Consider the following 16,989-nt stretch of genomic DNA (forward strand, 5'->3'; position numbering starts at 1 on the left):
TGGACGATGCTGGCCACCGTCAGCACCTCGTACTGCTTCCCCGGATCCGTGATCCCATCCTTCTTGAGCTCATCGACCGTGCCCGAGACCAGCGCAGTGAGGATGTCCTTCGCCGAAGTCCCCACCGGGAACCGGTACTCCCCCGGCGCCAGATACCCCTCCAGGTTCTTCGCCTGCGCCGGCAGCCCGAACTGCCCCGGCTGGGCATTGAGCTTGTCCAGGTCCTTCCGGTCCACCCCCGCCGACTTCGCGATGATGTCCAGCGACTCATTCACCCGCAGCCCAGCACTGAGCGCGAAATACATCACCTTCGCGCTGTCCCCCGCCAGCACCTGCGCCGCATCCGAGGACTTCATCTGCTTCTTGAACGTGAAATCACCCGGATGGATCTTTCCGCCGGCGTCGCCGAAGGCGCGGACAAACGTGTCTGCGTCGGCGACGACGCCGTCCTTCTGCAGTTCCTGCGCGATGGTGAGGACGCCATCGCCCTGCTGGACGGTGACCACGACCTCACCTGACCCCGGGCCGGGGTAGTCCCTGATCTTGTCCATGCCGAGGACCGAGCGCAGTGCCAGGGCACCCACAACGGAAGCACCGATGACCAGCGCTATCGCAACGGCCATGGCGATCGCGGCATGGCGGAAGGCCCGATGGGGCCGCCTCGAGCGAGGCTTCAAAGCGCGCGCGGCGGACCTCTCGGCAGCAGGCTCCGAGGTGAGAGCGGGGTGCACGGAGTCCCCCTGCGCCTCCGTTCCGACAGGGCCGGTGGCCGAGGTCGTTGGGGCGCCAGAGGACGGTTCTTGACTCCTGGGGGTGTTCACCCGGGTGGGGGCTCCTGTCTCGTTCACGCGGCGTCGCAGCGCAACAAGAAAGATACCCGCTCATGGAGTCATCCAAACATCAGGAACTATCGGTGCACCGAGTCGATGATCACCCGCACGCCGCCGGACGCCGTCGTCCTGATCCGCCGCCTCGACTCGCCCAGATACCCGAGCGGAAGCTGCCTGGACCCACCCCGCCCGTCGTTGCCGGAGCGCCCCCGATAATGCCGCACCGTAGCCTGGGCGATGAGCAGGACCTGCCGCTGCTGGTGGGAGAGCCCGTCCCAGGCGTCGGAACTCATCGCAGCGATGGCCTGGCCGACAATCTCAGCCTGAGATTCTTCGTCTCTGGCCTCGATCCCGGTGGGCGGCCCGGCGGCACCGTCGGTCAAGCCACAAGCCCTGAGGACCCTCAGAGCATCGATCACGATTGCACGTTCTGCGTACACCTTTCCTCCCCCGAGTGTTGCCTTCCCCCAATGATTCAAGTCTGCGCGCGGGCCAATGCCCGAGTCTTGAGTAGCGGCTACTCGATTCCGCGCGGCCGGTCACGCGCAATCACCTAAGTACTCACCTGCCGCCTCGAGAACCAGCGGCTGGAAGAATGGGAGCCATGCCCACCGGCCGCACTCCCGCACAAGAACGCCCGCCCATTCTCCGGCCCTGGCACTTCGTGCTCGCCTTCGGGATCGTGAGCCTGCTGGCGGACATGGTCTACGAAGGGGCGCGCAGCATCATCGGCCCCTACCTGGGGACGCTCGGGGCGAGTGCCGCCGTCGTCGGCCTCGTTGCGGGGGCGGGGGAATTCATCGGCTACGGTCTCCGCGTTGTCTCGGGTTATGCGGTGCGCCAGACCGCCCACTATTGGGCGTGGACCATCACGGGCTACGCCTTGACCGTCCTCAGCGTCCCGTTCATCGGGGCGACCGGCGCGATCGCCCCGGCCCTTCTCCTCTATGGCACCGAGCGTCTCGGCAAGGCCGTGCGCTCCCCCGCCAAGGACACCCTCCTCTCGCACGCCTCGACCAGCACGGGTCGCGGCAGCGCCTTCGGCGTGCACCAAGCGCTCGACCAGACGGGCGCGATGCTCGGCCCCCTGCTCCTCGCCGCCGTCCTCGCGTGGCGCGAGGGCGACTATCGCCTCGCCTTCGGCGTCCTCGCCGTGCCCGGGGTGCTCGTACTCGCCCTGCTCTTCTGGCTGCGGTCCCGCGTACCCGACCCGGCCGCCTACGAGCACGGCACCGAGGCAGCGGAGAGCTCGCAAGAACAGCGGACGACGACGGAGCCCGCCTCCCGCGCCTCCCTCCCCGCGCGCTTCTGGCAATACACGGCGGCTGTCGCCGTGCTGTCCTTCGGCGTCGCTCCGTTCCCGCTCATGGCGTTCCACGCCCAGACCACGGGGCTCCTGAGCGACGCCCTGGTGCCGGTGGTTTTCGCGGTGGCGATGGCGGTCGACGGGCTCAGCGGCCTGGTTGTCGGCCGGATCTACGATCGGCGCGGTCCACTCGTCCTCCTCGCGGTCCCGGTCGCGGCGGCCGTCGCGGCGATCGCGTTCGGCAACACGGCGGCCCTCGTGTGGACGGGCGCGGCCGTGTGGGGAGTCGTCAACGGCGTCCTGGATTCCACGGTCAAGGCCGTCATCACCGAGCTCGTTCCCTCAAGCTCCCGCGCGGTCGCCTTCGGGTGGCTCGCCCTTGTGCGCGGCCTGGGCCTGCTCGTGGCGGGCGGCATCCTCGGAGCGGCCTACGGAATCCAACCCGGCGTCGCCGTCGTCGTCATTATTGCGGCGAACCTGGTTGCCTTCGCGGGCCTCGCCTGGGTGCTCGGGAGGATGCGGCGGCGCTGAGCACCCTCAGTGGTGCAGCTGCTCCTGGTCGCGGTGGGCCGCGGTCTCGAGCTGGAAGGTTGAATGCTCCACCGGCAGGTCGAAATGCTCGGCGACGCACTGCTGGAGCTGGGCGAGGATCTCCTGTGAGTGCCCGTCCTTGAGACACTCGTCCCGGAGCGTCACGTGCCCCGTGATGACCGGAGTGCCGGTGCCGATGAGGGTCGCGTGCAGGTCGTGGACGTCCAGAACGTGTGGCAGGGCGAGGATGTGGTCGCGCACGCTGCGCAGGTCGAGGCCCTTCGGGGTGGCGGCGAGGAGGACATCCGCGGTTTCCTTGAGGAGTCGCAGCGTCCTCGGGACGATGAGCGCCCCGATGAGCAGCGAGACGAGGGCGTCGGCGCGCGTCCAGCCGGTCAGCGCGATCACGATGGCGGCGATGATCACTGCGGCCGAGCCAAGCGCGTCGTTGAGGACCTCGAGGAAGGCGGCCCTCAGGTTGAGGCTCGCCTTGCGGCCGCCCGCGAGGACCGCGAGGGCGACGGCGTTGCCCACCAAGCCGATCACGCCGAACCAGAGCATGGCCGAGGAACCGACCTCGGGCGGCTCGATCAGTCGGCGGATGGCCTCGACGAGAACGAAGCCGCCGACCACGAGCAGCAGCCCCGCCTGCAGGCCGGCAGCGAGGATCTCGGCGCGCTTGTAGCCCCAGGTCCGCTCGGGCGTGCGCGGCCGGAGCGCGAGCGACGCCGCGATCAGGGCGATCACGAGCCCCGACGCGTCGGTGAACATGTGCCCCGCATCGGCCAGCAGGGCCAGCGACCCGGAGAACACGGCACCGACGGCCTCTGCGATCAGGATCAGCACCGTCACGCAGAGGGCGGCGAGCAGCCGCTTGTGGTCGTCGGTCGCGTGGGCGTGCGAGTGGTCGTGGTGTCCGCTCATTGCGGGCACTCCGGCACGTCACAGGTGCAGACGGATTCGACGGTCAGGATCACGCTCAGCAGATCCTCGAGCGCGTGGGCGAGCTTCTGGTCGGCGAGCTCGTAGCGGACGCGCCGTCCCTCCGGCTCCGCGACCACGAGGCCGCAGTCGCGGAGGCACGCCAGATGGTTCGACAGCACTTGCCGGCTCACGCCAATCCCCTCGGCCAGATCGCCCGAGTACGCCGGGCCGTCCTTGAGCCGCATCAGAACGGCCGACCGGGTGGGGTCTGCGAGGGCCTTCCCGAAGCGCGCCAGAACGCCGTTCGTCGTCAAGGTCTCCACCTGTAAAACCTTACAGGAGTTCGTGTAGCGTTACGACGGGTCAGCCCAGAACTCGGCCAGTCGTTCTGCGAGCGCGCGGCCCTGATCGTAGCCGCCTCGGGCGGCTTGCGGCCGCGTCGAGGGATCCAAGGCGTTGGCGTCGAAGACGTCGCCCGCCCCGGCGTCCGGGAACACCGTTTCGACTCGGCTGCCGGCGGCGCGCAGTTCGCTGACCTGGGTGGTGAGGTCCATGCCCCACTCGAGCGGCATCCGCGTCCTGCCGCCGAACGGCGACATCACAAGCACCCGGCCATATCCGGCCGCCAGGTCCGCGTTCTCGCTGCGCCGGTAGCCGCCGTTGAGGTAGCGGTCCTCGCCGATGCGGTAGGGCATCATCGCCGAGGTGCTCGCGGCCACGGCATCCACGAGGTCGATTCCGCTGTTTCGGTCGAACGCGATTGGTTCCCCGGTTCGGGCATCGACGGCCGCGATGAGCACGAGCCGCTCGGGCCAGTCATGGTTGGCAAGCCGAGCGGCGACGATGTCTCGCCAGCGGGACGCGCTTGCGCCCTCAGACGCATCCGTGTCGAGGGCCGCGGCACCCAACCTGCGGCGCATATCCGCGGGGCTCTCGGCAGAGGCGATGATGGCGTCCGACCATTCCATGTAGCTTGCGCCCGAAACCCTCGGAGCGGGTCCCCGTCCGGGACCGCCGGCGCGGGCGGGCGGCACCTCGGCGAGGATCGCCGCGTACAGCTCGGACGGCTGGGTCCCGCTGGTGATCTGGGCTGCGACCGTCGATCCGGCCGACGTCCCGACAATGAGATCGGCATTGGTGACATCGACCCCGGCCTCGGCGAGGCCAGCAATGAGGCCAATTTCCCAGGCGTTGCCGGCAGCGCCTCCGCCGGCGAGAACCAGGGCCCGCTTTGTGGGATGAGCCAGCGGGTGTGTGGGGTGAGAAGAAGATGGCGTGGTGTTCATGGGAGTCTTCCTTCGAAAGGTGCCTGTTCGGCGCTCCCAGTGGCGGCTAGTTCAGCCGCGGATCGTGGACGGCAGGGGAGCACCCATTGCGGATACTGCATTCATGGGTCTCACCTCCTGCTGGCAAATTCGCGACCAGATGGGACATTAGCACGCCAAGCAGCCCGTCGCGATGGCCGGATTCACCGATCCCCCAGCAAATTCGCTCTCAACAGCGCCGCGATGAATTCCCCATATCGCGAAGCACCCCAGCCCCTCTTGAGGACCAAGCTCTCGTAGAGCTCCGCCGTCGTACTCGCGAACATGACGTCCGCGGCGTCCTCGGCACTCAGCCCCACCCGAAGCAGCCCGCGGCCCACCAGCTGCCGCGCGTTGTGGAGCATGCGCCGGTACCGCGAGTCGTCGATTTCCCGGAGGAGGTCCGCCATGCCGGGGTGGCCGCTCGCGGCGGCGTCGCGGATGAGGAGGACGATCGGCGCGCCGATGGGGCTGATCTCGGCGGTGAAGCGGCCGAACTGGTCCATGAGCGCCCGGGGATCGGTGGCAGTGAGCTGGGCCTGATCCGAGCGCTCCTCCGCGGGCGTCCCGCCTGCCCCCAGGAGGCTCTGCTCATGGATGGCCCGCACGAGTCCGGGCTTCCCGCCGAAATTCTTGTACACCGACTCGGGCGAGACGCCGGCGGCGCGAGCGATCTCCGCGATCGTCGTGGCCCCGTACCCCTTGTCGAGGAAGAGTTCGCGCGCTTTGGCGAGGACGTTACGGCGCGCTTCCTCGGCGAGGGCACGGCGGCGTGAGGCATCGTAGGCGCGCGCCTTGCCCGTGCGCTCTCCCCCATTGACCGCCGAACTCACCGGATCTACACTCCAATCAATACAGCTAGCTGTATTGAAATCATAGCCTTCGCCCCTCTCATTCCGGAGCCCACCATGCAACCTGATGGCGGCCTCGGCCGCCTCCCCGAAGGGCCTGTCCGCCGCATGTTCGCCGCGGCCGCCCAGCACGATCTCGACGCCATGGTCCTCGAATTCGCCGAGGACTACGAGAACATCACTCCCGTCCACCCGGCCCGCAGCTTCCGCGGCCGGGAGCAGGTCCGTTCAAATTGGACGTCCATCTTTGCCGGCATTCCGGACCTGACCCTCGAGGTCCACGATGTCGCCGTCGACCCCGAGGGAAAGGTCTGGATCGAATGGGGTTCCACGGGAACCCGCCGCGACGGTGTCCGCATTGAGCAGGCCGGCGTCGCGATCTTCACGGTGCGCGACGACAAACTCGCCGTGGTGCGCTTCTACCTCGAACCCGTGGAATACGACTCCGGCGACGTCAACGCCGCCGTCCGCTCCGTGACCGCCGCGCAGGCTCCGGCGCCTTCCGCGCCATGATCCTGGTGGTTGGCGGCACCGGCCGCCTCGGGTCCGCGCTGGTTCCCCTTATTAAGGACGACGGCGAGCCCGTCCGCATCTTCGCGCGCGGCGCCTCGCTGCCGTTCCCAGAGCGAGCGGACGACGGCGTTGATCTCCTTCGCGGCGACCTCGCCTCTGCTGCGGATTGCGCCCGCGCGGTGGAGGGATGCCGGAAGGTCGTCTTTGCGGCGTCGGGATTCGGATTGAAGAAGGACGGCAGTCCGAGGACTGTCGATCGGGACGGGGCGCTGCAATTGATTCAGGCTGCGGCCAAAGCCCGGGTGGAACATCTGGTGATGATGTCCATGCACGGGGCCGCGCCAGATGGGCCCATCGAGTTCCTGAGGATGAAGGCGGCGGCCGAAAATGCTTTGCGGAGTTCGGGAATCGGCTGGACGACAATCCGAATGGGCGCGAATCTCGACCAATTCCTTGTGACCATGTCCGAGCAGCTGCCGACCAAGGGGCGCATCGTGGTCTTCGGCTCCGGCCAGGCGCCAGTCACGTTCACCTCAACTGCGGATGCCGCCGAATTGGTGCGCCGCGTTCTGCGCGAGGGATCGCTGAAAGGCCAAACGGTCGACTGGGGCACCGAGACGCACACCTTCAACGAGCTGGCGGACGCGATTCACTCCCGTTCGCCTCAGGCCTCAATTCAGCACATCCCGCTCGGCGCCCTGCGGCTCATGTCGGTCGCAGCCCGACCCTTCTCACCCTTCATGGCCCGAATGTCGAAGGCAGCCCTCTGGATGAACAGCGGCGGGGCCGAGTTCGACATTCGACCGGGAAGGGAGCTGTACCCGGACATTCCGGTGGTGGGGTTGAGGCAGTTGGTTGGGTGATCGTGCGAGTCAGACGCCGATTGTCGAATACTCATAGGCGGGGGCGTATTTCCGGCCAAGGGCGGCAAACTCCCAACCTGCGTCCGTCCACTCCTCCGCCCGGAGCACGTTCCGCCCGTCGATGATTTTCCGTGCTGACGTCAGCAGCTGAAGGTTCTCCGGACTGAGCTCAACGAACTCCTTCCACTCCGTCAGGACCATGACAAGGTCCGCCTCGGCGACAGCCTGCTCGACATTCTCGGCGTAGGTCAGTCGAGGGAAGCGTCGGGAGGCGTTCGCGTTGGCCTTCGGGTCGTAGACCGCCACGTCAGCACCAGCATCAAAGAGCCGAACAGCGACGTCCAGGGCGGGCGAATCACGGACGTCGTCGCTGTTCGGTTTGAACGCAGCGCCGAGGACTGCGATCTTGCTGGAAACGAGCTCACCCAGCATCGAGGTCGCGAGATGGACGGCCCGCTCGCGACGGCGAAGATTGATTTCCTCGACGTCGCTGAGGAACCGCATGCTGCGCTCCTGCCCCAGCTCGCTCGCCCTCGCCTGAAGCGCGCGAATGTCCTTCGGCAGGCATCCCCCACCGAAGCCAAGACCGGCGCGAAGGAAGGACGCGCCGATTCGGGCATCAAGCCCAATTCCCTGCGCGAGGGTACGGATGTCGCCACCGACGACTTCCGTTATCTCGGAAAGCGCGTTGATGAAGCTGATCTTCGTGGCGAGGAAGGCGTTGGCGGCAGCCTTCACGAGCTCAGCCGTCTCGAAGTCGGTGACGATGACCGGAGTCCCCTGCCTGATGGGCTTCGCGTAGACAGCCCTGAGAAGAGCCTCGTGTTCGGGATCGTCTGTGCCGAGCACTATGCGATCGGGAGACAGGGTGTCATTCACGGCGAAGCCTTCTCGCAGGAACTCAGGGTTCCAGGCGAGGCCAACGTCCGCCCCGGGGCGGCGGTGCAGCTGCAAGATGTCTTGAAGGCGACGCGCTGTTCCGACCGGAACTGTCGACTTTCCGACGATGAGAGCGGAACGAGGGATGTTCTCCGCGAGCGACCGAACAGCGTCTTCGACGAAGGAAGTATCAGCGGCTTGCTCCCCTGCACGCTGGGGAGTACCAACCGCGAGGAAATGAAGATCCGCCCAGCTGCCGATCTCTTCGTAAGAAGTCGTGAACCGAAGACGACCGTTGGCCACGTGCTCTCTGATGAGTTCGGGCAGCCCGGGCTCATGGAACGGCAGCTCGCCATTGGCCAGGGCTGCGATCTTCAGCGGGTCGATGTCGAGACCAACAACCTCGAAGCCCATTTCGGCCAAACAGGCCGCATGCGTCGCCCCCAAGTAGCCGGTTCCCACTACGCTGATCTTCATCATTCCCCCGCTTCCCCCAGGACGCCTCGACAGGGTTGTCACAAACGTGTCATTCTGCACAGCCGGATTTTCTGAACACGCGATTTATATATCGATTGTTCGTTGCTTCTGGCCGCTCTGCTTAAAAACTCCAGCCCGGCACCAGTGGCACCGGGCTGGAGCACTTCAAGCTACTTAGGCGTTCTGACGCTGGCGGCGAACGAAGGCAAGCGTGCCAATGATCGCTGCGCCGAGGATCAGCGCGCCGGCGCCGATCCAGATCATGAGCATCGGGAGCGTAGCGCCCGTGTTGGCCAGAGCAGGCTCCGAGCCACCGGTGTTGGCCAGAGTGCCGGTGTTTGCGGCGGTGCCGCCAGTGTTGGCGAGCGTGCCGCCGGCAGCCGGGACAATGGTGATCGAAGCCGTGCCAACGTTGCCTGAGGTCAGGCCCGTGGCGGTGAGCGTGTAGGTGCCAGAGGCGTCAGTCGGGAACGTCACGTTCACAGAGAGCGATCCGTTGGCAGCTGCCTGCTTCGTGAACGATGTCAGGACCGCGGCCTTCACCACAGAAAGGGTGACGCCGGTGTTGCCGCTGACCGAGACAGCCACAGACTCATTGCCTGAGAACGAACCGGCCGCGAAGTTGACGGTAACCGTGCCTCCAGGCGCCGCGTTCCCCGTAACGGTGACGTTCCCGCTAGGAACGTAACCAGCAGCATTGGCCGCGGTCGACGTTCCGAAGAGTGCCAGACCGGCCAGAGCCAGTACGGCGAGGGCTTTTTTCAACATGACAAGGTCCCCAGTCTTTTAATCGATAGTTGAATATCGGGTCTACGACAGCCCCCGACGAGTGAGTCTACTGAGACATCAGCGTACAACATCTGGACACGTTAGTGACAAGTCGGACTTCTGAAAATTGTTAACAGTAGGTGTCGAAACGAGGTTCGGCTTCGCATCCGCTCCTGGAGCCCCTAGGAATTGGAACTTCAGAGTCGCACTCTGCCTAGGTGCGAGAAGCGTCTGGGTCTGAGCCACTGGGTAGCCAGAGTCCATATCCCGGTGAACATCAAGGGGTGCCCCATCGAGCCAAGCGTTTGTGAAGATTCCAGCCGGAGGCGCATAGACGTTGACTTGGGTCTTTACGTAGCCCGGTTGCACACCGAATGCTCCGCCACCAGTCACATATTCAGGGAGGCTCTTCGCGGCATCGGCCGGCGCCGCGTTTGTCAGAGTTATCTCGACTTCCCACGTCGGCCGTCCGTCAGCCCTGCACACGACCCCGCCCGCGCGATACGTCTCGCGCAGGTAGTAGTCCATTTTTGATCCGGTAGCGTCGTTCAAATAGACGCCGAACGTCCCCTGAGCTGGGCTGGGAGGTGGAAGCGCACCGGAGACATTGGCCTTCTCGATGACTTCCTGTTCCTTTTGGTCTGAGCTCCACACCAGAAGGCGTCGCTCTCGTCCCGCGCGGTTGAGAGCATCAATCATCGGTTTTGGCTGGAACCCGCCAGCCGAGATCTTCGAGAAGACCGACGCGGCGGCGGCGGAGAAAAAGTCGTCCTTCTGGACGACCAGTCCCTCGTACTTCGCGTAGGCATCGCTCAGGAGGAGGCGCACGGCGTTGCTGCTGTCCAGAACGTCTCCGCTGGGAAGCTTCACGGGCCCAGTTGCCTGCAGGATGTAACCAAGAGCCACTGGGTCGAGGGAAATGACTCCGTCGACTTGGGTCCCAAACTGCTGCTTCCACATCTCCCCGGCAAGGCGAGCCGTGAGCGGGAACTGCGGAACGAGGTTGACGTCCTGGAAGTATTGGCCCGTGATCTCGCCGTACAGCCCTTTCGTCTGGTCAGCGAGTGGGAGAACCGGTTGTGGAAACTTCCGAATGTCCTTCGCCGCGGTCTGCCGGCCGAGAGTGATGTGGCCGTGATCAACCCTGACTTCCGCTGCTGCTCCCGGGATTCCGCCGGTTGCCCGCAACTCGGCGTTGTTCTGAAACAGCACGAGATAAGTTCGTGGACGAGAGTCCCCCAGCATCGACGGCAGAATCCCGGCTACGTTGTCGGCTGCAGAAACCTGCTCTGACGCGTCACTCAGAACAGTTTTGAACCGATCGACGCCGTCAATCACTTGGGGTAACGCTCCGAAGCCGGGCTCCAACGAAGTCACATCCACGTACGCGTTGTGAAGGACCCCATTCGCCCGCGCAATGGCAGGCTGCGCGGCAACAAGCGTCCCGAGATCTAGTGCGCCGTTGGCAGGCTTTATGGTCGAGGGATTGACGTTTGAAGCCACGCTGGAGAGGGGCAAAACCGCACCATGGGCGACATCCGAGAGGATCGCCGTCATCTTTGCGCTCGCGGAGAAGTTCGTGCCGATGAGCGGCAGGAGTCCGGCGACCTGCCACAAGGGATCAGTCACATAGGCTCTGGCTGAATCAACGTGGGACGTGAGGCTGGCCGCGCTCTCCTTGGCCTGGTCGGCTTGGCCCGCAAGAAGCTGCGTCTGCACTACCTTGGCAAGACGTTCGGACTCAGCAATCTCACGCTGCGCGAGAAGGGCTCTCGCGCCCAGCCAGACGGAACAGGCAATAACGACCAAGATGACCCCTACGCCTGCCAGCAGCCAGACGCGCTTGCGCCCACGTAGCCTCGGCATGGCCCGGCTACGCCGCAGGGGCGCTTCCGAGTGCCTGTTCACCGACGCAGGTCCTCCGTGTGTTCGCGGAACCAAGCGACAGTGGATTGGAGCCCTTGCTCGAGAGTGATCGTCGGAAACCATCCCGTCGCATTGAGCTTCGAAACGTCGAGGAGCTTCTGGGGTGTACCGTCCGGCTTGGTGTCATCCCACTCGGTCGAACCCTCGAAGCCGACCACTTCGGCCACTGCCTCGGCGAGCTCCTTGATCGCGACGTCGGTGCCAGTTCCAACGTTGACGTGCTGGGCGCCGTCGTAATTCTCCATCAGATGTAGGAGGGCGGACGCCAAGTCGTCGACATGAAGGAATTCGCGGCGGGGGCTTCCAGTTCCCCAGTTGGTCACCGAGCTCACCTTGTCGAGCCGCGCTTCCTCATAGCGCCGGATCATGGCTGGAAGGACGTGTGAACCGAGGCGCGAGAAGTTGTCACCTGGACCGTATAGATTCGTTGGCATCGCTGAAATCCACGGCAAACCGTGCTGGCGGCGCACCGCCTGCACGTTGAGAATGCCGGCAATCTTGGCGATCGCGTAGGCATCGTTGGTTGGTTCCAAGTCCCCTTGTAAGAGCGCGTCCTCGTTGATCGGCTGCGGAGCGAACTTCGGGTAGATGCAGGATGATCCAAGGAACAGCAGGCGCTGGACTTCATACTGAACCGCCGCGTCCATCACGTTGACCTGGATCTGCAGGTTTTCACTCAGAAAGTCAGCTGGATAGGTGTTATTCGCAAGGATTCCGCCGACCTTCGCTGCCGCGAGAAAGACGTACTCCGGCCGTTCCTCCTCGAAGAATTTAAAGACGGCGCTCCGGTCCTTCAGATCGAGTTCCGCGGAGGTGCGTCCGATGAGGCGCGAAAAACGCTCCGCCTCCAGCCGGCGCCAGATTGCAGAGCCCGCAAGGCCGCGGTGGCCTGCCACATAAACCCGCGCATCACGCGGGAGCATCTTCGGCGCGAATTCCAGTTCAGCGGACAACAACCGTCTCTCCCCAGCTTTCGAGCTCCACCGAGTCGATCCACGAGCCTTGCGGGAACTTCAGCGCTTCGAGATCGGCATCCACCATGAGGCGGGCGAGCTCGTCAGGACCAACGGTCGGCTCCCAGCCCAGCTTCTCCTGCGCCTTGCTTGCGTCGCCGATCAAGGCATCGACTTCAGAAGGCCGCAGATAGCGGTCGTCGAAACGCACATGGTCCCGCCAATCAAGGTCCACGTGCCCGAAGGCGATGTCGAGGAAATCACGCACGGTGCGGCTCTGACCAGTAGCGAGGACAAAATCGTCCGGTTCATCGGCCTGGAGCATGCGCCACATTCCCTCGACGTACTCTGCCGCATACCCCCAGTCACGAACGGCGTCGAGGTTGCCGAGGTATAGGTGCTCCTGAAGGCCGGCCTTGATGGCCGCGGCCGCCCTTGTAATCTTGCGCGTAACAAAGGTCTCGCCGCGCCTCGGCGATTCGTGATTGAAGAGGATGCCATTCACCGCGAACATCCCGTAGGCCTCGCGGTAGTTTCTGGTGATCCAGTAGCTGTAGACCTTTGCAGCGCCGTACGGGGAGCGCGGGTGAAAGGCAGTCGTCTCGCTTTGCGGCGGCAAGGCCGCTCCGAACATCTCCGAAGACGACGCCTGGTAGAAGCGAGTGTGGATCCCCGAGAGGCGGACCGCCTCGAGCATGCGAACGGAGCCAATACCTGTTGTGTCGCCGGTGTGCTCTGGCTCGTCGAAGGAGACCCGAACATGCGACTGAGCAGCAAGGTTGTAGACCTCGTCCGGGCGGAGACTTGCCAGCAGGCTTACCAGACGCGCGCCGTCGCTGAGGTCTCCGTAATGCAGGAACAGGCGGGCGTTCGCGTCGTGCGGATCGACGTACAGATGGTCGATGCGTGATGTGTTGAAGGTGGAACTGCGTCGAATGAGACCGTGAACCTCATAGCCCTTCGAGAGCAGCAGTTCGGCAAGATACGAGCCGTCTTGTCCCGTAATACCCGTGATGAAGGCCTTCTTTGTCACTGGCCATGTCCTTTCCCCCACGAGGACACGCGATCGTGTCCGCCTTCGCGCCCCAGCTCAGCCGTCGGGTCGTCCGCTGACCACTGAGACAGGGTCATCGTACGAGATCTGCGTAGTGTGTGACTAACCTTGAAATGAAGTCGAAGGGTACTGAGACTTACTTCACGGACTACTGAGCCGATAGTGACGGGTTTAAGATACGCAATCGACTGAGCAGTGATAACGTTCCGGCGTGGAGGGATCGGTTCAGTCCTAGGGGGAACATTCGTGCACGCTGACCCGGTGCAGGAGGACGCAGCGCCTGTCATCAGTCTCGGCCGAGCGCCCGGCGCTGGGGAGAGCTGGGATCGTCCCAAGGCTGTCGTATATCTGTGGGCAGTTGCCGAGCTTCTCCTCGTGACCAACCCTTGGCAAGTCAGCTCGCGCCTTCGCACGGCGGCTCTCAAGGCATTCGGGGCTGAAATTGCGGATGGGGTTGTCTTCCGCCCACGGACCCGCATCCGTTTTCCCTGGAAGCTCCACATCGGCAAGGACTGCTGGATCGGGGAGGGCGTGTGGTTCCACAATCAGGACCACGTGTACATCGATCACGACGTGACAATCTCCCAGGAAACGTTGATCACGACGGGGAGCCATGCTCACCGTCGGGACATGGCGCTGATCACTAAGCCGGTCCATGTTGAAGCCGGAGCATGGATTACCTCGCGGTGCATTGTGCTTGGTGGAACTCGCATCGGCCGTTCGGCACTCATCGCTCCGGGAACGGTTGTTACGGGCGAAGTTCCGGAGAACACGATCTGGGGAAGTCCGATTCAGGCTTCTGCGCTCGGCATCCGATTCAACAATCCTGTGAAGACCAAGCCATGACCGCCCCCTCCCTCACACGAAAGGCGCATGACGGTGCCAGGGACCGTCGTTCGAACGCTCTGGGCCCAGGCGCTAGCCCGGCTGGTCGCTTACCTTCTGTTCTCGTGATAGGCCTCAACTACGCGCCAGAGCCCACAGGGAATGCCCCCTACACAACGAAATTGGCCGAAGGCCTCTTGGCGCAAGGTCATCAGGTCGAAGTCATCACTGGCTATCCTCACTACCCGAGTTGGCAGATTTCGCCAGGCTATTCGGGTTTGGCAGCCGCCGAGATGATCAATGGGGTGAAGGTCCGGCGTCTGCGCCACAGTGTTCCGGCGGTCCCGAAGATGCTCAATCGACTCTTGATGGAGCTCACGTTCGGCCTGCACAGTGCGTTGCGGAGTTGGGGATCCAGCCACGATGTCGTCCTGGTCGTCAGTCCGGGCCTCTTCTCCTCGGCACTAGCCATTGCCAAAGCACGGTTGAAGAGAGTTCCGGTCGCAATCTGGATTCAGGACCTCTACAGCCGAGGTCTCGAGGAGACTGGTGGGGGTGCCCTCACCACCAAGGCGATGAAATGGGCCGAAGCGAAGATCCTTGGGGCCTGTGGTGCAGTCACCGTGATCCATCAACGCTTCCGCGACTATGCGATCGAGGAGCTCTCGGTCTCTCCATCGGCAGTCGGTGTCATTCGCAACTGGACGCATATCCGGCACACGGACGATTTCGATCGCAAAGCCGTTCGAGAGCGCTTGGGCTGGGCCGAAGACGAAGTAATCGCCCTCCACGCCGGCAATATGGGCGTCAAGCAGGGGCTAGAAAACGTCGTTGAGGCCGCGCGGCTCGCCGACGCCTTCTCAAGCCAAGTCCGCTTCATCCTCCTGGGCGATGGCAACCGGCGAGAGGCACTGCAAACAGCGAGCGAGGGCATCTCGTCACTGTCGTTCCTCAAACCGTTCGGCGACAAGGAATACACCGACGCACTGCGAGCGGCAGACGTCCTGATCGTCAATGAGCGCCCGCAGCTGCGCGAGATGAGCGTTCCGAGCAAACTGACCTCCTACTTTGCAACAGGCCTTCCTGTTGTTGCGGCCACGGATCCGCAGAGTGCTACAGCGGACGAAATAAGGGCGTCTGGCGCTGGCATGGTGATTGATCCGCAGCGGCCGTCCGCCCTCCTGCGGGCGGTAGAACATCTTGCGGCCAACCCTGCCGAAGCCGCAGACCTCGGAGCCGCTGGCCCTTCATACGCAGAATCAGTGCTCTCCGAGAAGCGGGCAATCACGACATATTCTCGGTGGCTTGAGGGCCTTGCTAGGTCAACATATGCCCCAATCGAGGACCGAGGTCTCTAAGCGTCTGCACGTCTTTTAGACTCTTCTGAAATCCATTGGGGGAAACATGCCGGAGAATAACGTGATCAGGACTCGGCGTTTGGTGAAACGGCGTGACACCAATGGCATTACGCAGCTATGGCCTGAGAGGCCATCGACATGAGTGTCGCGCAGCAGGCTGATCTCCGAACTGCAAGTAGTTTCGCTCAGGTACTCGCCACAACACAACGCCGGATCTTGGTTGTTGATCTCCTGTGCATTATCTGGGCCACCATCGGTGCCCAACTGGCGCGTTTTGGTGTCAGCGAACAATCATTGGACATAGCGAGCCATCGTGCGCCTTACACCCTAGTCTCCATCCTGATTATCGGCGCGTGGTGGGCCATTCTCGGGGTTTGGGGAAGCCGGGAGGAACGGGTGTTGGGCTACGGTCCCGAAGAGTACAAACGGGTGATCACTTCCACGCTCTGGCTTTTCGGTGGCGTTGCGATTGTCTCTTACGTCTTTCAATTGGACACCGCTCGCGGGTACGTCGCTATCGCGCTCCCCCTCGGGATCTCGAGTCTGCTTGCCGCCCGCTGGACCGTTCGAGCAGCCCTCGTTGCCAAACGACAGCGGGGGCAGGGACTCCAACGAGTGCTTTTGATAGGTGGGCCGGACCCGGCGAAGCACCTCCATCGGCAGCTTGCGGCGCATCCCGAGGCAGGTTATCTCCCAGTGGGTGCACACCTTCCCGAGGTTTCATCCCACGAGGCAAAGTCCGATCCCAATGGAGGGCTTCGCGTTGTAGGGCGGGGAGGATCGGTCGCCGACGTACTCAGTGCCATCGAGGAGTCAGGTGCCACCACGGTGGCCATCACTTCCGGGGCGGAATTCGATCCGACCCATCTACGCCAACTCGGGTGGCAACTCGCGGCACGGAACATCGGCATGATCATGGCTCCAGCCCTTACCGATGTTGCTGGACCGCGTATCCACACTCAACCCGTTGCCGGCCTTCCGTTGATTCACGTGACCACCCCGAAGCTCGAAGGTTCAAAGCGTTTCATCAAGCGCACTTTCGATATCGCCGTAGCCGGCATTCTCCTGGCGCTGCTCTCCGTGCCCATGGCCGTCATCGCACTTCTCGTGCGCGCACAAAGCCCTGGACCCGCACTCTTCCGCCAACAGAGGGTGGGCAAAGCTGGCATGACTTTCGAGATGTTCAAATTCCGGTCAATGAACCGCGATGCTGAACGTCAGCTTCAAGGTCTGCGCACCCATAACGAGGGAGCCGGCCCCCTCTTCAAGATGAAGGTCGACCCGCGGGTCACTCCGTTCGGAAGAGTGCTGCGTCGATACTCAGCCGATGAGCTACCCCAGCTCATCAATGTGCTCAGAGGCGAAATGAGCCTCGTCGGCCCTCGACCGCCACTGCCCGCAGAGGTTGCCAGCTACGACGATTTCTCTCACCGCCGTCTACTCGTGAAGCCAGGAATCACCGGTCTGTGGCAGATCTCCGGCCGCAGCGACCTCTCTTGGGAAGACTCACTCCGCCTCGATCTGTACTACGTCGAAAATTGGTCAATGACACAGGACCTCATGATCCTCGTGAGGACGGTCCGCGCAGTCCTGCGCAAGAGCGGAGCGTACTAAATGCCTTCAGCAA

Annotated in this window: 17 protein-coding genes; 6 read left to right on the top strand and 11 right to left on the bottom strand. The window is 63.8% G+C overall.

Annotated features, from left to right (window positions below; all coding sequences use genetic code 11):
- Both E5679_RS12680 and E5679_RS12685 read right to left on the bottom strand, forming a co-directional pair.
- Window positions 1-731 (bottom strand): endolytic transglycosylase MltG (locus E5679_RS12680; protein WP_249336108.1); only part of this gene is annotated, 731 nt, incomplete at its 3' end.
- Window positions 732-907: 176 nt separating this feature from the next.
- Complete coding sequence (locus E5679_RS12685) at window positions 908-1,213, bottom strand: hypothetical protein (protein ID WP_138416411.1); 306 nt, start codon at window positions 1,211-1,213, stop codon at window positions 908-910.
- 221 nt (window positions 1,214-1,434) lie between these two features.
- Between E5679_RS12685 and E5679_RS12690 the strand changes: the two genes are divergently transcribed.
- Entirely contained in the window at window positions 1,435-2,667 is a 1,233-nt protein-coding gene (locus tag E5679_RS12690) for an MFS transporter (RefSeq protein WP_138416412.1), read from the top strand.
- A gap of 6 nt (window positions 2,668-2,673) precedes the next feature.
- Here the strand turns inward: E5679_RS12690 and E5679_RS12695 are convergent, their stop codons facing one another.
- The 4 genes from E5679_RS12695 to E5679_RS12710 all read right to left on the bottom strand — a co-directional run bounded on the left by E5679_RS12695 (window position 2,674) and on the right by E5679_RS12710 (window position 5,728).
- The gene (locus E5679_RS12695; protein WP_138416415.1) at window positions 2,674-3,591 is read right to left on the bottom strand and encodes a cation diffusion facilitator family transporter; all 918 of its coding nucleotides are present in this window, start codon (window positions 3,589-3,591) and stop codon (window positions 2,674-2,676) included.
- On the bottom strand, window positions 3,588-3,914 hold the full coding sequence (locus E5679_RS12700) for an ArsR/SmtB family transcription factor (protein WP_138416416.1): 327 nt from the start codon (window positions 3,912-3,914) through the stop codon (window positions 3,588-3,590). The genes E5679_RS12695 and E5679_RS12700 overlap by 4 nt, the downstream gene beginning before the upstream one ends.
- A 30-nt stretch (window positions 3,915-3,944) precedes the next feature.
- The gene (locus E5679_RS12705) at window positions 3,945-4,877 is read right to left on the bottom strand and encodes a patatin-like phospholipase family protein (protein WP_138416418.1); all 933 of its coding nucleotides are present in this window, start codon (window positions 4,875-4,877) and stop codon (window positions 3,945-3,947) included.
- Between the two features lie 182 nt (window positions 4,878-5,059).
- On the bottom strand, window positions 5,060-5,728 hold the full coding sequence (locus E5679_RS12710; protein WP_138416420.1) for a TetR/AcrR family transcriptional regulator: 669 nt from the start codon (window positions 5,726-5,728) through the stop codon (window positions 5,060-5,062).
- Window positions 5,729-5,803: 75 nt separating this feature from the next.
- Here E5679_RS12710 and E5679_RS12715 point away from each other — a divergent pair, with 75 nt between their 5' ends.
- Both E5679_RS12715 and E5679_RS12720 read left to right on the top strand, forming a co-directional pair.
- Window positions 5,804-6,259, top strand: a complete 456-nt coding sequence (locus E5679_RS12715; protein WP_138416422.1) for a nuclear transport factor 2 family protein — start codon at window positions 5,804-5,806, stop codon at window positions 6,257-6,259.
- Window positions 6,256-7,122 (top strand): SDR family oxidoreductase, encoded by an 867-nt coding sequence (locus tag E5679_RS12720; RefSeq protein WP_138416423.1) that lies wholly within the window; start codon window positions 6,256-6,258, stop codon window positions 7,120-7,122. Before E5679_RS12715 ends, E5679_RS12720 begins: the two co-directional genes overlap by 4 nt.
- Before the next feature lie 9 nt (window positions 7,123-7,131).
- Here the strand turns inward: E5679_RS12720 and E5679_RS12725 are convergent, their stop codons facing one another.
- From E5679_RS12725 to gmd, 5 genes are all read right to left on the bottom strand, one after another.
- Window positions 7,132-8,478 carry a UDP-glucose dehydrogenase family protein gene (locus E5679_RS12725; RefSeq protein WP_138416700.1) on the bottom strand — a complete coding sequence of 449 codons (1,347 nt, stop codon included), beginning with the start codon at window positions 8,476-8,478 and terminating at the stop codon, window positions 7,132-7,134.
- A 174-nt stretch (window positions 8,479-8,652) separates the two neighbouring features.
- The gene (locus tag E5679_RS12730; RefSeq protein ID WP_138416425.1) at window positions 8,653-9,246 is read right to left on the bottom strand and encodes a hypothetical protein; all 594 of its coding nucleotides are present in this window, start codon (window positions 9,244-9,246) and stop codon (window positions 8,653-8,655) included.
- Between the two features lie 78 nt (window positions 9,247-9,324).
- Complete coding sequence (locus E5679_RS12735) at window positions 9,325-11,055, bottom strand: DUF4012 domain-containing protein (protein ID WP_171042370.1); 1,731 nt, start codon at window positions 11,053-11,055, stop codon at window positions 9,325-9,327.
- Between the two features lie 95 nt (window positions 11,056-11,150).
- Window positions 11,151-12,095, bottom strand: coding sequence for a GDP-L-fucose synthase family protein (locus tag E5679_RS12740; RefSeq protein WP_138416702.1), 945 nt, complete (start codon window positions 12,093-12,095; stop codon window positions 11,151-11,153).
- 19 nt (window positions 12,096-12,114) lie between these two features.
- Window positions 12,115-13,158, bottom strand: a complete 1,044-nt coding sequence (gene gmd / locus E5679_RS12745) for a GDP-mannose 4,6-dehydratase (protein ID WP_138416429.1) — start codon at window positions 13,156-13,158, stop codon at window positions 12,115-12,117.
- A 396-nt stretch (window positions 13,159-13,554) separates the two neighbouring features.
- Here gmd and E5679_RS12750 point away from each other — a divergent pair, with 396 nt between their 5' ends.
- The 3 genes from E5679_RS12750 to E5679_RS12760 all read left to right on the top strand — a co-directional run bounded on the left by E5679_RS12750 (window position 13,555) and on the right by E5679_RS12760 (window position 16,976).
- Window positions 13,555-14,025 (top strand): LbetaH domain-containing protein, encoded by a 471-nt coding sequence (locus E5679_RS12750; RefSeq protein ID WP_249336109.1) that lies wholly within the window; start codon window positions 13,555-13,557, stop codon window positions 14,023-14,025.
- 104 nt (window positions 14,026-14,129) lie between these two features.
- A complete protein-coding gene (locus E5679_RS12755) occupies window positions 14,130-15,362 on the top strand; it encodes a glycosyltransferase family 4 protein (protein ID WP_275092552.1) in 1,233 nt (410 codons plus the stop codon).
- 138 nt (window positions 15,363-15,500) lie between these two features.
- Window positions 15,501-16,976, top strand: coding sequence for a sugar transferase (locus tag E5679_RS12760; RefSeq protein WP_138416435.1), 1,476 nt, complete (start codon window positions 15,501-15,503; stop codon window positions 16,974-16,976).
- The last annotated feature ends 13 nt before the right edge of the window (window positions 16,977-16,989 follow it).

This window comes from Sinomonas gamaensis (assembly GCF_005876955.1).
Lineage (GTDB): Bacteria > Actinomycetota > Actinomycetes > Actinomycetales > Micrococcaceae > Sinomonas > Sinomonas gamaensis.

What these genes read in the sequence shown, in the direction of transcription:
- E5679_RS12690 (WP_138416412.1), top strand. Translation starts at nt 1,435, where the DNA reads ATGCCCACCGGCCGCACTCCCGCACAAGAACGCCCGCCCATTCTCCGG.
- E5679_RS12695 (WP_138416415.1), bottom strand. Translation starts at nt 3,591, where the DNA reads ATGAGCGGACACCACGACCACTCGCACGCCCACGCGACCGACGACCAC.
- E5679_RS12705 (WP_138416418.1), bottom strand. Translation starts at nt 4,877, where the DNA reads ATGAACACCACGCCATCTTCTTCTCACCCCACACACCCGCTGGCTCAT.
- E5679_RS12715 (WP_138416422.1), top strand. Translation starts at nt 5,804, where the DNA reads ATGCAACCTGATGGCGGCCTCGGCCGCCTCCCCGAAGGGCCTGTCCGC.
- E5679_RS12720 (WP_138416423.1), top strand. Translation starts at nt 6,256, where the DNA reads ATGATCCTGGTGGTTGGCGGCACCGGCCGCCTCGGGTCCGCGCTGGTT.
- E5679_RS12725 (WP_138416700.1), bottom strand. Translation starts at nt 8,478, where the DNA reads ATGAAGATCAGCGTAGTGGGAACCGGCTACTTGGGGGCGACGCATGCG.
- E5679_RS12730 (WP_138416425.1), bottom strand. Translation starts at nt 9,246, where the DNA reads ATGTTGAAAAAAGCCCTCGCCGTACTGGCTCTGGCCGGTCTGGCACTC.
- E5679_RS12740 (WP_138416702.1), bottom strand. Translation starts at nt 12,095, where the DNA reads ATGCTCCCGCGTGATGCGCGGGTTTATGTGGCAGGCCACCGCGGCCTT.
- E5679_RS12760 (WP_138416435.1), top strand. Translation starts at nt 15,501, where the DNA reads ATGAGTGTCGCGCAGCAGGCTGATCTCCGAACTGCAAGTAGTTTCGCT.